Genomic DNA, 13,841 nt, shown 5'->3' with positions numbered 1-13,841 from the left:
AGCCATGCCGACTGACGACAACGCGGCGTGGGGGCACCTCCCACGCCGAAGGCTGTGGGGGAGCGGTGCCAGGGCCCGCGAGCCCGGCATGATCCAAACGAGAGACCCTAGGTACAGGGAGCGGCAACAAGCAGGGGCGGGCGCCCGGTCGGGGGCGCCCGCCCCTTCGGCGTGCGCGGGCGCCTTCCCGGCTCCGGTGCCTGTTGGGTCGGGGAGGTTCCTGTTGAATCGTGAGTCAGTCGAAATACTGTTGAACGCCGTATCAGCGTGTGTCCGGAGTCTTAACGGCAATCGAATTTCTGCCATTCGCGCCGGTGAAATATGGACGGAACGCGGCCGACGGATCCCCACCCGTCGACCGCGCTCCATTACCCGTGCCGGACACGGAGCCGCAACCTCCAACACCGCCGCCGGACGCGCAAAGCCCCCCACGGTCCTCGCTGCGTCACATCGGTGAAGTAGGTTTCATGCCCGACGTCGTACAGCTTTTCGGTTGACCCCCAGGCCACGCGAGGCGTTTCAACTGTGGCCGAAACACCGTGGTAACGTCCTGTGACTGCGTGCATACTCAGTGATCGGGGCGATTGCGGGTGCAACATGGGGGTTCAGTGCTTCGTATTCATTTCAATGCGGACGACCTGGCGCGAGTGAGGATGGCGGCCAGGCCGGACGCTTTGTGGGAATCGATTCTCAGCTTTCACCGATTGCGCGACCGAAGGGGCGGAATGACCTTCGGTGAATGGCGCTCCGAAGCCCGGCAGCGGTTGAAAAGTGAAACACGACTGCTCTCCGCGCTCGTGCCCCAGCGCGGCTATTTCCCGGATTTCCTGACGCCTCCGCAGGGCTCGGAGGGCCTCGAGCCGGGCCTCGAGGCGCTGCGGGACACACCCCCGGCACGCCTGCACACCGAGGTGGCCCTCCTGTCCGCCCACCGCTCGCCGCTGCGCGCGCTGCCCGGCCGGCTCGTCTCGCTCGCCGAGGGCAAGGCGGAGTCGGTCGCCCGGCTCGTGGGCGTGCTGCGCGCCTATTACCAGGCGGCCGTGGAGCCGTACTGGACGCACATCCTGGGCCGGGTGGAGGCGGACCGCGCCGCCCGGGGCCGCGCGCTGCTCGACGGCGGCGCGGGCGAACTCCTCGCCTCCCTGCCGCCGGTGCTGCGCTGGCGCGCGCCCGTCCTGGAGGCCGACTATCCCGTCGACCGCGAACTGCATCTGAACGGGCGGGGGCTCCTCCTGCAGCCGTCGTTCTTCTGCCGGGGGACACCGGTCGTCTACCGCGACACGTCCCTGCCGCCGGTCCTCGTCTATCCGCTGTCGCACAGTCACGAGCCCGCTGCCGGTGAGGTCGTGGCCGCCTCTCTGGGCCGCCTCGTGGGCCATACGCGCTCCGCGGTGCTCCAGGCCATCCGCAACGGCTGTACGACCAGTGAACTGGCCCGCAGGGCGGGCGTCTCCCTCGCCTCCGCGAGCCAGCACGCCGCCGTACTGCGCGAGGCCGGCCTGGTGGTGACCCTGCGCCACGGCAACGCGGTGCTGCACTCGCTCACCCCGCTGGGCGCCGCCCTGCTGCGCGGCGGCGCCACACCGGAGCCCGAGCGCTACGCGCGGAACGGACCGGTCACCTCGTAGGTGATGCCGCCCGAGGAACTGCCGCTGGTGCCGCGCTGGCTGGAGAAGTACAGCCGGCGACCGTCGGGCGAGAAGGCCGGGCCGCAGATCTCCGACCCGGACTGGCCGCCCACCCGCAGGAACGGCGCCACGACGTCGTTCGGGGTGATCACGCAGATTTCCATGTTGCCGCCGTCCTCCGCGACGAACAGGTCGCTCGACGTGCTGCCGGTGACGTTGTCCACCCCGGTCAGCGGCGCGGAGCCACCGACGACCAGCGAGTCGTCGTAGGCCAGCTCATAGGTGTTCGAGGTGAGGTTGAGCTGCCAGAGCCGGTTGTCGCCCTTGGTGGTGAACCAGACGGTGTCGTTGGCGTAGTAGCAGCCCTCGCCGCCGTTGAACTTCTTCGACCCGGAGACCTGACTGCGCGTCGCGGTCGGGGAGCCGTCCGGGTCGGGCACGTTCGCCCAGCTGAAGGAACCGGAGGTCGCGGTGCCGGCCATCAGCACCTGGAGGGTGCCGGAGGACAGATTGCCCCAGGTGGTGGGGATGAAGCGGTAGAGGCAGCCGTTGCTCTCGTCCTCCGTCAGGTAGATCACCCTGCGCACCGGGTCGGCCGCCGCGGCCTCGTGCTTGAAGCGGCCCATGGCGTCACGGCGCACGGCGGCGTTCACGCCGTACGGGTCGGTCTCGTAGACGTAGCCGAGGCTGACCTCCTCGCAGGACAGCCAGGTGTTCCAGGGCGTCTTGCCGCCCGCGCAGTTCTGGCGGGTGCCGGACAGGATCCGGTAGGCGCCGGTGATCGCTCCGGTCGAGGAGAACTTCACCGCGCTCGCACCACCGGAGGGGTTGATCTCCGAGTTGGAGACGTAGATCCAGCCGGTGCCGTCGGCGTAACAGGCGCCTCCGTCGGGGGCGTTGTGCCAGGTGTAGGAGGTGGAGCCGACCTGCTGGCCGGAGCGGGCTATCACCCGGCTGGTGAACCCGGCCGGCAGTTGGATGCCGTTCGCGTCCGCCGGGCCGAGCGCCCCGTAGGGGCCGGAACCGGGCTGTGCGGGGGCCGCGGAGGCGGCGCCCTGCCACAGCGTGAAGCCGAAGGCTGCCGCTGACGTACCGACGACCGCTCCGCGCAGGAAACTGCGACGTTCCACTTGTCACTCCAGTTGGGATGACCGCCCGCGGGGCCGGCCGGCACCGCGGGGTGGGGCGGTGCAGGAACCTAGGGGCACAGGGTTGCGCCCACTTCAACGGAGCGTGAAGGCGGCAGGGCATGCCCTGTGAAAAAATTCTTCCCCGGCGGCGATGACTATCGGTCGTCCCGCCCGTCTACCCCCTCGAACGCCGCGAACAGCTTCGCGGCGACAGGCACGCACCGCACCGCGGCGCACGACCGGGAGAGACCACCATGCCTCAGATGATCTTCGTCAACCTGCCCGTCAAGGACCTCGAGACCAGCAAGGCCTTCTGGAGCAAGCTGGGTTACTCCTTCAACCCGCAGTTCACCGACGAGAACGCGGCCTGCCTCGTCTTCAGCGACACCATCTTCGCGATGCTGCTGACCGAGGCGCGCTTCAAGGAGTTCACCAAGAAGGACATCGCCGACGCCGCCACCACCACGGAGGCCATCCTGGCCCTGAGCGCGGACAGCCGGGAGAAGGTCGACGAGCTGGTGGACGCCGCTCTCGCCGCCGGCGGCTCGCCCGCCAACGACACCGCGGACTACGGCTTCATGTACAACCGTTCCTTCCAGGACCCCGACCACCACATGTGGGAGGTCGCGTGGATGGACGTCGAGGCGATGCAGCAGGCGATGGCTGAGGGCGAGTGACCGGGCGCCGCTCGGCAGGGGATCCGGGGTACCGATGGGTTCCAGGGGTTCCCCAGGGGATCGCCGCTCACGCGTCGTGAAGAGTCAGGGCAGTGACAGACGACGCGTGAGCGGAGTATTCGAGCGGCGGACCGCTCAGTGCAGCCGTACCTCGTACGCGGTCACCGCCGTCGACTCGTCGTCCAGGCAGCGGCCGCTCCCCAGGTCGAAGCGCTGTTTGAGCAGCGGAGAAGCGACGAACGGACGGCCGGCCAGCGAACCGAGCAGACCCCGCGAGAGGACCTGAGCGCCGGTGAACGGGTCGCGGTTGTCGATGGCGTACGGCCGGCCCTCGCGGTCCAGGAACAGCGCCGCCTGACGGCCGTCGGGCAGCAGGGCGGCCAGTCCCCGGCCCGGGACGAGACGGGACAGTGGGCACACCGCCAGCCACTCGTCGCCCACCAGGAGCTGCAGCTGCGTGTCCGTTTCGGGGGCGAGCTGCTCGGGTGCGATCGTCATTGCGGTCATCGGGCGGCACCTTCCAGGGCGTCTTCCAGCGGGCGGATGGACAGCAGCGGCAGGTCGGGCTTGACCTGGTCGCGCTCGGGCACGAACTTCACCGTCGGGTCCGGGGTGTCGGGGGCGTTGACGAAGGACACGAAGCGCAGCAGCCGTTCGGGGTCGTTCAGTGTCTCCGCCCACTCGTCCCGGTAGCCGGCGACATGGTCGGCCATCAGCGACTCCAGCTCGGCGCAGATGCCCAGCGAGTCGTGCACCACCACGTCCCGTACATGCTCCAGGCCGCCCTCGATGCGCTCCAGCCAGGTGGAGGTGCGCTCGAGGCGGTCGGCGGTGCGGATGTAGAACATCAGGAAGCGGTCGATCAGCCGGACCAGTTCGGCGTCGGAGAGATCCTGGGCGAGCAGGTCCGCGTGGCGCGGGGTCGCGCCGCCGTTGCCGCCGACGTACAGGTTCCAGCCGTTCGCCGTCGCGATCACGCCGAAGTCCTTCGACTGGGCCTCCGCGCACTCGCGCTGGCAGCCGGAGACCGCCGACTTCAGCTTGTGCGGCGAGCGCAGGCCCCGGTAGCGCAGCTCGAGGTCGATCGCCATGCGCACCGAGTCCTGCACGCCGTAGCGGCACCAGGTCTGCCCCACACACGACTTCACCGTGCGCAGCGCCTTGCCGTACGCGTGCCCGGACTCGAAGCCGGCGTCCACCAGCCGTGCCCAGATCTGCGGCAGCTGGTCGACGCGCGCCCCGAACATGTCGATCCGCTGACCGCCGGTGATCTTCGTGTAGAGGCCGAAGTCGCGGGCCACTTCACCGATGACGATCAGCTTCTCCGGAGTGATCTCACCACCGGGGATGCGCGGCACGATCGAGTACGAGCCGTTTTTTTGCAGGTTGGCGAGGTGGTGGTCGTTGGTGTCCTGCAGCGCCGCCTGCTCGCCCTCCAGGACATAGCCGCTGGCCCCGATCGTCGGTGCGAGCGAAGCGATGATCGAACCGACCGTCGGCTTGCAGATCTCGCACCCGTTGCCGCCCCTGGCCGCCTCACGGCCGTGCGAGTCGAGCAGCTGCTGGTACGAGGTGAGGCGCAGAGCGCGCACGATCTCGTACAGCTCCTGGCGGGTCTGGCCGAAGCAGCCGCACAGGCCCTTGTCGACCTCGACACCCGACGCCTCCAGCTCGGCGTTGACGAGCTGGCCGAGGACCTTGACACAACTTCCGCAGCCCGTACCGGCCTTGGTGCACTTCTTCACCTCGGGCACGGTCGTGCAGGAGTGCTCGGTGACCGCGCCGCGGATCGTGCCCTTGGTGACGTTGTGGCAGGAGCAGACGACCGCCTCGTCGGGCAGCGCCGAGGGGCCGAGCGCGACCGGCGCGCCGGCTCCGGCCGGCAGCACCAGCTGCTCGGGGGACATCGGCGGCACGGAACCGGTGAAGGCGCGCAGCGTGCCGTAGGACTCGGCGTCACCGACCAGGATTCCGCCGAGCAGCTCGCCCCCCGGACCGACGACCAGCTTCTTGTAGACACCGGCGCGGGAGTCGGAGTACACGACGTCGAGACAGCCGTCGGCCGCGCCGTGCGCGTCACCGAAGGAGGCCACGTCCACACCGAGCAGCTTCAGCTTGGTGGAGGTGTCCGCGCCGGTGAACGACGACACCTCGCCGTCCAGGGCTGCGGCCGCGGCCTCCGCCATCTCGTAGCCGGGCGCGACCAGACCATAGACCCGGCCGTCCGCCGCCAGCGCGCACTCGCCGATCGCGAAGACCGCCGGGTCGGAGGTGCGGCACTGCTCGTCGACGATGATGCCGCCGCGCTGGCCGACCGCGAGTCCCGCGTCGCGGGCGAGCTGGTCCCGGGGCCGTACGCCGGCGGAGAAGACGACCAGGTCGGTGGCGAGCGCCGATCCGTCCGAGAGCGCCATGCCGTTGACGGCGCCGTTCTCGTCGGCCGTGACCTCCTGGGTGCCGACGCCCGTGTGGACGCTCAGCCCCATGTTCTCGATGGTGCGCAGCAGCGCCGCGCCCCCTCCCTCGTCCACCTGCACCGGCATCAGGCGCGGTGCGAACTCCACGATGTGGGTCTCCAGGCCCAGGCCCTTGAGGGCGCCCGCCGCCTCGAGGCCGAGCAGACCGCCGCCGACGACGGCGCCGACGCGCGCCGTCTTGGCGTACTCCTCGATCGCCAGGAGGTCCTCGATGGTGCGGTAGACGAAACAGCCCTCCGCGTCCTTGCCGGGCACCGGAGGCACGAACGGGTACGAGCCGGTGGCCAGCACCAGCGTGTCGTACGCGATCGTCCGGCCGGCGCGGGAGGTGACGATGCGGGCGGCGGTGTCGACGGTCTCCGCCGGGTCGTCCAGGTGCAGTTCGATCCCGTGCTTCTCCATGAAGCCGTCCTCGACCATGGACAGGTCGTCGGGCGTGTTCCCGGAGAAGTACGAGGTCAGACGGACCCGGTCATAGGCGGGGCGGGGCTCCTCGCACAGCACGACGATCCGCGCCCGCCCGGTGACGCCCCGCTCGGCGAGGGCCTCCAGGAATCGCTGGCCGACCATCCCGTGGCCGACGACCACGATCGTGGGGGTGGTGGACATCGCAGACATGTCAGAGGCCTCCATCATTGGTGAGCAGGTGGAGCAGGGGGAGGGAGTCCGGCAGGGCCTCGTCGCCCTCCCAGGCCCGGGCGAGCGCGCCCACGGACGCGAGATCCCCGAGCAGAACGCCGCCGACGAGCCGGTCCCCGCGGACGACGACCTTGCGGTACGCGCCCCGGGTGGCGTCGGCGAGCTGGACGACGTCGTCCCCCGGGCGGGGGGTCGGGTCGCCGAACGCGGCCAGGTCGAGCGGACTCGTCGACGAGGCCAGCGTCAGCCGGGTCAGCGCCCGGGTGCCGGTGTAGCGGGCCGTTGCGCCGGTGCCCGGCACGGAGGCGTTGAGCACGGACGCGAGGACGTCCGCCTGCTCCAGCGCGGGGCCCGCCAGCCCGTGGACGACGCCGTTGTGCTCCGCGCAGTCGCCGATGGCGTGGATGCTCGGGTCGGAGGTGCGCAGCTCGTCGTCGACGACGATGCCGCGCCGCACCTCGAGCCCGGCGTCCACGGCCAGACCGACACGGGGTCGCACCCCGCAGGCAAGCACCACGATCTCGGCGTCCAGCGCGAAACCGTCGGCCAGGACCACCGCGCCCACCGACCCCGCGGGGGTGGTCCGCAGTCCGCGGACCCGGCACTCGGTGTGCACCTCGACGCCGAGGAGCTCCAGGTGCGCGCGCAGCAGCCCGGACGCGGACACGTCCAGCTGGCGTTCCATCAGGTGCTCGCCCTGCTGGGCCAGCACCACCTTCGCGCCGCGGGTGGCCAGCGCACGGGCCGCGGAGACGCCCAGCAGCCCGCCGCCGACGACCACCGCACGCGTCCCCGGGCCCACCGCCGCGGACAGGGCCGCGCAGTCGTCGAGGGTGCGGAACGGGTGGACGCCGTCGGGAAGTCCCGGGCCGCCCGGTGCGCCGATGCCGCGCAGCGGCGGCAGCACCGGGTTGGACCCGGTCGCGAGCACGAGCCGGTCGTATGCCACCGTCGTGCCGTCCGCGCAGTGCACGAGCCGCAGGTCCCGGTCGATCGCGGTCGCCCGCACCCCGCGCCGCACCGGCACCTCGGGCAGGGCGATCACCTCGGGGCCGTACCGCCCCGCGAGCACCTCCGCGAGCAGCACCCGGTTGTACGGGGCGTGCGTCTCCTCGCCCAGGACCGTGACGCGGGCGCCCGCGCCGAGCTGACGCGCGAGCCGCGCGCCTGCCGTCCCGCCGCCGATCACCACGATCTCCGAAGTCATGCGAACAGCGTGCGTCGCCGGTGTTACCCGGCAGGTCCCCTTCTGTTTCCCGCGGGGAACCTTGCGCTCAGCGGGGGCGGATACGGGGTGTGAGGCGGGGGCGGGCCCTGCGCGGGGCGCCGAAACCGGGGGCTGCGCCCCGGGCTCCCGCGCCTCGAACGCGGGCGGGGCCGACTGTGCCGGCCCGTCCGGGCTCGGCGTTTCGCAAGCTCAGAGGTCGCTCAAGACTTCCCGGATCGTTGGACGGCACACGTATCCCGTCCGTAGGGTCGCCACCGTGCCCGACATATCGCTGACCACCCTCGTCTTCCTCTGTCTCGCCGCCGCCGTGGCCGGCTGGATCGACGCCGTCGTGGGCGGTGGCGGTCTGTTGCTCCTGCCCGCGCTGCTGCTCGGTCTGCCGCAGGTCCCGACCGCGCACGTCCTCGGCACCAACAAGGCCGTCGCCATCGTCGGTACGGCCGGCGCGGCGGTCACCTATGTGCGCAAGGCGCCGGTGCGGGTGAGGACGGCGGTACGGATCGGGATCGCGGCGCTCGCGGGCTCGATGGGTGGCGCGTTCTTCGCGGCGGGCATCAGCAGCGACGTACTGCGTCCGGTGATCATGGTGGTGCTGCTCGGCGTCGCCGCGTTCGTGATGCTGCGCCCGTCGTTCGGCACGGCCGCCGCCGGCACCGACGAGCGGCGCGTCACCCGCACCCGCGCCGTCACGGCGGTTGTTCTCGTCGGCGGCGGCATCGGCTTCTACGACGGCCTGTTCGGCCCGGGCACCGGCACGTTCCTGGTCCTGGCGCTCACCGCGGTGCTCCATCTCGATCTGGTCACCGCCTCGGCCACCGCCAAGATCGTCAACGTGTGCACCAACGGCGGCGCGCTCGCGATGTTCGCCTACCAGGGCACCGTGCTGTGGCAGCTCGCCGCGCTGATGGCCGTGTTCAATCTGGCAGGGGGCATGTTCGGGGCCCGCATGGCGCTGCGGAAGGGCAGCGAGTTCGTCCGAGGGGTGCTGCTGGTCGTCGTCTTCTCGCTGGTCGCGAAGCTCGGCTTCGACCAGTGGACGGCGTGAGGCCGGCGAAGTGACGGCGTGAGGCCGGCGAAGCGGCCGGCCTTGAGCGTCGCCGCCCGCAGAAGTCGCCCCGCCCCCGTCGGCTCGGGGCCTGACGGGAGCGGGGGATCCGGCGGTACGAGGGACGGTAGGGGTACCGGTCCGTCAGCCTCTCTGCGCGCCGCTCGCCCGGCGGCGCAGGAGCAGCGTTCCGCCCACGGCGGCTGCGGTCAGTACCGCCGCGCCCGCCGCGATCTTGGTGGTGTCGGCACCCACGCCTTCGCCGACACCGGATATGACAGGCCCGCTCGTCCGGGGCTTCGTGCCCGGGGCGGCGGGTGACGGGGACACCTCGGGTTCTCCGAAGCCCCTGCCGCAGGCCCCGTGGACACAGGAACCGGCCGTGGCGGGCACGGTCGCGTTGCCGGTCGGCGGGCGGGCGGTGGTGCGCATGGGACCTCCGGGAGCGCGTGGTGCGGTGTGTCGTCCTTCCAGAGGTAAGAGGCACACCGGGAACCCCGCCTGCTGATGGCAAATCAGATTCCGTCGTCCGGCACGGCGTGGCGCCCTGGACAGGGTGCGTCGCCGCAGGTCGCGGAGGCTGGTGCCGCGCTGGCCGGGCGTGTCGCGCCCACCGGACCGAACGGGTGACAGGCGCCGGGCCTCCTTTCACCGGCCGGGCTGCCGGGCGCTGCGAACGGCCCGGCGAGACAGATCGCAGACAGCGCTTGACCTCAATCAAACTTGAGGTACCAAGCTCCTCGGCATGGACATCAACACGCCTGACACCCCGACCGTCCCCGCCCCTCTCAAGCTCGCCGTCATCATCGGCAGCAACCGCGACGGCCGCTTCGGGCCCACCGTCGCCCGATGGTTCCTCTCCCGCGCCGCGCGGCGCGAGGACTTCTCCGTCGAGGTCGTCGACCTCGCAGACGCCGACCTGCCCACCGCGCTCTCCTACAACCCCTCGCCCCAGGTGACGGCCGAGCTGGCCAAGGTCACCCCGCAGCTCGCCGGCGCCGACGTCTTTGTCGTCCTCACCCCCGAGTACAACCACTCCTTCCCCGCCGCCCTCAAGAACCTCATCGACTGGCACTTCACCGAGTGGCAGGCCAAGCCCGTCGGCTTCGTCTCCTACGGCGGTATCTCCGGAGGGCTGCGCGCGGTCGAGCAGCTGCGCCAGGTCTTCGCCGAGCTGCATGCCGTCACCGTCCGCGACACGGTGTCCTTCCACAACGCCGGCGCCCTCTTCGACGACGCCGGCAACCACCGCGACCCGAGCGCCCCCGACGCCGCGGCCAAGACGATGCTGGACCAGCTCGCCTGGTGGGGCGATGCCCTGCGGTCCGCCAAGTCCGTCCGCCCGTACGCGAGCTGAGGACGACGGGCCGTGCTGCTGAAACTCGTGGTCGCCCGTCTGGGCCCCTACCGCCGGACGATCGCGCTGGTCGTCCTCCTCCAACTGATCCAGTCCCTGGCCGCCCTCCATCTGCCCACCCTCAACGCCGACATCATCAACAACGGCGTACTGCGCGGCGACACCGGCCATGTGCTGTCCACCGGCGCCCTGATGATCGCCGTCACCGTCCTCCAGGTCGCCGCCGCGGCAGCCGCCGTCCACTGCTCCGCACGGATCGCCATGGGCATCGGCCGGGATCTGCGCTCCGCCGTCTTCCAGCACGTCCAGGACCTGTCGGTGCGCGACGTGGGACGCTTCGGCGCCTCGTCCTTGATCACCCGCACCACCAACGACGTCCAGCAGGTGCAGACCCTCGCCCTGCTCGTCCTGACCATGCTGGTCGCGGCACCGCTCATGTGCCTGGGCGGCATCGCGATGGCAATCTCCCAGGACGTTCCCCTGGCCCTGCTCCTGCTGCTGTTCGTACCGGTCCTCGCCCTGTCCGTCGGGGTGATCGTCCGACGCCTGCCGCCGGTCTTCCGTTCGATGCAGAAGCGGATCGACCTGGTCAACCGGGTGATCCGGGAGCAGATCACGGGCATCCGCGTCATCCGTGCCTTCGTCCGCGACCGGCACGAGCAGCAGCGCTTCGGGCAGGCCAACGACGCGCTCCTGGCCGCCGGTCTGCGGGCCGGCCGGCTGCAGGCCCTGATGTTCCCGACCGTCCTGATCGTCTGGGAGTTCGCGACCGTCGCCATCATCTGGACCGGCGGCCACCGGCTCGACTCCGGCTCGCTGCAGGCGGGTTCGATCGTCGCCTTCCTCGGCTATCTGACGCAGATCCTGATGGCCGTGATGATGGGGCTGTTCCTCATGATGCATCTGCCGCGCGCGGAGGTCAGCGCCGAGCGCATCCGGGAGATCCTCGACACCGAGCCGAGCGTCATGCCGCCCGCAGCCCCCGTGCACCGGCTGCACGGGCCTGGCGAACTCCGTCTGCAGGACATCGACTTCACCTACCCGGGTGCCGAGGAGCCCGTCCTGCGGCACGTGACCCTGAGCGCACGGCCCGGCAGTGTCACCGCCGTCATCGGCTCCACCGGCAGCGGCAAGACGACGCTGCTGAGTCTGGCGGCACGGCTGTTCGACGCGACCGGTGGCGACGTGCGGGTCGGGGGAGCGGACGTGAGGGACCTCGACCCGGCACTGCTCGCCCGCACCGTCGGACTCGTCACCCAGAAGCCGTACCTCTTCTCCGGCACCGTCGCCTCCAACCTGCGGTACGGAAAGCCGGACGCCACCGACGAAGAGCTCTGGCACGCACTGGAGGTCGCCCAGGCCGCGGACTTCGTACGGCAGCTCGACGCCGGCCTCGACGCCCCCGTCGCCCAGGGCGGCGCCAACCTCTCCGGCGGGCAGCGCCAACGCCTTGCCATCGCCCGGGTGCTGGTGGCGCGGCCCGCCGTCTACCTCTTCGACGACTCCTTCTCCGCACTCGACTACGCCACCGACGCGGCCCTGCGCCGGGCACTCGCCCAGGAGACCGCCGAAGCGACCGTCGTGATCGTCGCCCAGCGCGTGTCCACCATCCGCGAAGCCGACCGGATCGTCGTCCTCGAGGAGGGCCGCGTCGTCGGCAGCGGTACCCACGACGAACTCATGAGGGACAGCGGCACCTACCGGGAGATCGTGCTGTCCCAGCTCACAGGAGAGGAAGCCGCATGAGCCCCGCACCGCAGCGCCGCGGCCCGGCCGTGCAGCAGCGCGGCCCCGGCGGCATCGGTTCGCCCGCCCTGGAACGGTCCCTGAACTTCCGCGCGTCCGGCCTGCGACTGCTGCGCACGACCGCACCGGAACGGGCACTGCTCCTCGGCGTCCTCGCGGCGGGCACGGGAGCCGTCGCCCTCGCCGTACTCGCACCGAAAATCCTCGGTCACGCCACCGACCTCGTCGTCGACGGCGCGGCCGGGCCGGGCGGCGTCGACTTCCGGGCGGTCGGCGAGGTGCTGGCCGCCGTCCTCCTCCTGATCGCCCTCTCGTCCGGGCTCACCCTGATCCAGATGCGGCTCGCGATGACCGTCGTGCAGCGCCTCGGCCACCGGCTGCGCGGGCAGGCGGAGACGAAGCTGTCGCGGCTGCCGCTCGCCTACTTCGACAAGCAGCCGCGCGGCGAGGTGCTCAGCCGCGCCACCAACGACATCGACAACATCACCCAGACCATGCAGCAGGCGTTCAGCCAGATGGTGCGGGCCGTGCTCACCATCGTGGGCGTCCTGGCGATGATGTTCTGGATCTCGCCGCTGCTGGCCCTGGTCGCTCTGGCGACCGTGCCACTGTCGGTGCTGGTGGCGGCGGTCATCGGCAGGCGGGCCCAGCCGCAGTTCGTCCGGCAGTGGTCCGTGACGGGCAGACTGAACGCCCATGTCGAGGAGATGTACACCGGTCACGCGGAGGTCCGCTCCTTCGGCCGCCGCGAGGAGGCCGTACGGACCTTCGACGAGCTCGGTGAGCAGCTGTACGCCTCGAGTCTGCGCGCCCAGGTCATGTCCGGCTTCATCCAGCCGGCCCTCGGCTTCGTCGGCAACCTCAACTACGTGCTGATCGCGGTCGTCGGCGGACTGCGCGTGGCCTCCGGGTCGTTGTCGATCGGCGACGTCCAGGCCTTCGTGCAGTACTCCTACGAGTTCAACGGACCCATCAACCAGGTCGCCGCGATGGCCAACCTCCTCCAGTCGGGCGTGGCCTCCGCCGAGCGTGTCTTCGACCTGCTGGACGCCGAGGAGGAGTCCGCGGAGCCCGAGCGGCCGCAGCGCCCGCCGGCGAAGGACGGCAGGGCCGCGGGGCGGGTGACCTTCGAGAAGGCGGCCTTCCGCTACGAGCCCGGCAAGCCGCTGATCGAGGACCTGTCGCTCACCGTCGAACCGGGCCGGACGGTCGCGATCGTCGGCCCGACCGGGGCGGGCAAGACCACCCTCGTCAACCTGCTGATGCGGTTCTACGAGGTCACGGGCGGCCGCATCCTGCTCGACGGCGTCGACATCTCCCGGATGTCGCGGAACGAACTGCGCGCCGGGATCGGGATGGTGCTGCAGGACACCTGGCTGTTCGGCGGCACGATCGCCGACAACATCGCCTACGGGGTGCCGGGTGACGTCTCCCGGGAACAGGTCGTCGCCGCCGCGATGGCCACCCACGCCGACCGGTTCATCCGTACGCTGCCCGACGGCTACGACACCGTCGTCGACGAGGAAGGGTCCGGCCTGAGCGCGGGGGAGAAACAACTCCTCACCATCGCCCGCGCCTTCCTCACCGAACCCTCCATCCTCGTGCTCGACGAGGCCACCAGCTCGGTGGACACCCGCACCGAGGTGCTCATCCAGCGCGCGATGTCCTCCCTGCGCCAGGGACGCACCAGTTTCGTCATCGCGCACCGGCTCTCCACGATCCGGGACGCGGACGTGATCCTGGTGATGGAGGCCGGGCGGATCGTGGAGCAGGGCACCCACGACGAGCTGCTGGCCCTCGGCGGCGCGTACGCCCGGCTCTTGCCTTCGGGGCTTGGTGTCCATGTGGGCCGGACCTTCTTGCCGTCCGCGTTGACGGATCCCTGGGGACCGGCGGCCCCCTTTCCGGCGCCGG

The 13,841-nt window shown here is 71.0% G+C and carries 11 protein-coding genes; 6 read left to right on the top strand and 5 right to left on the bottom strand.

The window, feature by feature from the left end:
• Positions 1-608 precede the first annotated feature (608 nt).
• Positions 609-1,628: a winged helix-turn-helix domain-containing protein gene (locus ABZ070_RS29170; protein WP_356638331.1), complete on the top strand. Its 1,020-nt coding sequence runs from the start codon at positions 609-611 to the stop codon at positions 1,626-1,628.
• On the opposite strand, the gene ABZ070_RS29165 is transcribed toward ABZ070_RS29170, so the two are convergent.
• On the bottom strand, positions 1,598-2,758 hold the full coding sequence (locus tag ABZ070_RS29165; RefSeq protein ID WP_356638330.1) for an alkaline phosphatase PhoX: 1,161 nt from the start codon (positions 2,756-2,758) through the stop codon (positions 1,598-1,600). The two genes, ABZ070_RS29170 and ABZ070_RS29165, sit on opposite strands and share 31 nt — an antisense overlap.
• Positions 2,759-3,012: 254 nt before the next feature.
• Here ABZ070_RS29165 and ABZ070_RS29160 point away from each other — a divergent pair, with 254 nt between their 5' ends.
• A complete protein-coding gene (locus ABZ070_RS29160; RefSeq protein WP_356638329.1) occupies positions 3,013-3,435 on the top strand; it encodes a VOC family protein in 423 nt (140 codons plus the stop codon).
• 135 nt (positions 3,436-3,570) lie between these two features.
• Here the strand turns inward: ABZ070_RS29160 and nirD are convergent, their stop codons facing one another.
• Genes nirD through ABZ070_RS29145 form a run of 3 tightly spaced genes read right to left on the bottom strand, consistent with a single transcriptional unit; the run spans position 3,571 to position 7,758 of the window.
• Positions 3,571-3,933: a nitrite reductase small subunit NirD gene (nirD, locus tag ABZ070_RS29155; protein WP_356638332.1), complete on the bottom strand. Its 363-nt coding sequence runs from the start codon at positions 3,931-3,933 to the stop codon at positions 3,571-3,573.
• A gap of 5 nt (positions 3,934-3,938) precedes the next feature.
• Positions 3,939-6,530 (bottom strand): nitrite reductase large subunit NirB, encoded by a 2,592-nt coding sequence (nirB, locus tag ABZ070_RS29150; protein ID WP_356638328.1) that lies wholly within the window; start codon positions 6,528-6,530, stop codon positions 3,939-3,941.
• Position 6,531: 1 nt separating this feature from the next.
• On the bottom strand, positions 6,532-7,758 hold the full coding sequence (locus ABZ070_RS29145) for an FAD-dependent oxidoreductase (protein WP_356638327.1): 1,227 nt from the start codon (positions 7,756-7,758) through the stop codon (positions 6,532-6,534).
• Positions 7,759-8,035: 277 nt separating this feature from the next.
• Between ABZ070_RS29145 and ABZ070_RS29140 the strand changes: the two genes are divergently transcribed.
• Entirely contained in the window at positions 8,036-8,824 is a 789-nt protein-coding gene (locus ABZ070_RS29140; protein WP_356638326.1) for a TSUP family transporter, read from the top strand.
• A 144-nt stretch (positions 8,825-8,968) separates the two neighbouring features.
• Here the strand turns inward: ABZ070_RS29140 and ABZ070_RS29135 are convergent, their stop codons facing one another.
• On the bottom strand, positions 8,969-9,256 hold the full coding sequence (locus tag ABZ070_RS29135) for a hypothetical protein (protein ID WP_356638325.1): 288 nt from the start codon (positions 9,254-9,256) through the stop codon (positions 8,969-8,971).
• Positions 9,257-9,569: 313 nt separating this feature from the next.
• Between ABZ070_RS29135 and ABZ070_RS29130 the strand changes: the two genes are divergently transcribed.
• From ABZ070_RS29130 to ABZ070_RS29120, 3 genes are all read left to right on the top strand, one after another.
• Positions 9,570-10,181: an NAD(P)H-dependent oxidoreductase gene (locus ABZ070_RS29130; protein ID WP_356638324.1), complete on the top strand. Its 612-nt coding sequence runs from the start codon at positions 9,570-9,572 to the stop codon at positions 10,179-10,181.
• A gap of 12 nt (positions 10,182-10,193) precedes the next feature.
• Positions 10,194-11,927 carry an ABC transporter ATP-binding protein gene (locus tag ABZ070_RS29125; protein WP_356638323.1) on the top strand — a complete coding sequence of 578 codons (1,734 nt, stop codon included), beginning with the start codon at positions 10,194-10,196 and terminating at the stop codon, positions 11,925-11,927.
• On the top strand, positions 11,924-13,841 hold a 1,918-nt coding region (locus ABZ070_RS29120; protein ID WP_356638322.1), incomplete at its 3' end, for an ABC transporter ATP-binding protein. The genes ABZ070_RS29125 and ABZ070_RS29120, both read left to right, overlap by 4 nt.

This window comes from Streptomyces sp. NPDC006283 (assembly GCF_040613325.1).
In the GTDB taxonomy this organism is placed as follows: Bacteria; Actinomycetota; Actinomycetes; order Streptomycetales; family Streptomycetaceae; genus Streptomyces.
This window is presented reverse-complemented; position numbering and strand designations above follow the sequence as displayed.

What these genes read in the sequence shown, in the direction of transcription:
- ABZ070_RS29160 (WP_356638329.1), top strand. Translation starts at nt 3,013, where the DNA reads ATGCCTCAGATGATCTTCGTCAACCTGCCCGTCAAGGACCTCGAGACC.
- ABZ070_RS29145 (WP_356638327.1), bottom strand. Translation starts at nt 7,758, where the DNA reads ATGACTTCGGAGATCGTGGTGATCGGCGGCGGGACGGCAGGCGCGCGG.
- ABZ070_RS29135 (WP_356638325.1), bottom strand. Translation starts at nt 9,256, where the DNA reads ATGCGCACCACCGCCCGCCCGCCGACCGGCAACGCGACCGTGCCCGCC.
- nirD (WP_356638332.1), bottom strand. Translation starts at nt 3,933, where the DNA reads ATGACGATCGCACCCGAGCAGCTCGCCCCCGAAACGGACACGCAGCTG.
- nirB (WP_356638328.1), bottom strand. Translation starts at nt 6,530, where the DNA reads ATGTCTGCGATGTCCACCACCCCCACGATCGTGGTCGTCGGCCACGGG.
- ABZ070_RS29130 (WP_356638324.1), top strand. Translation starts at nt 9,570, where the DNA reads ATGGACATCAACACGCCTGACACCCCGACCGTCCCCGCCCCTCTCAAG.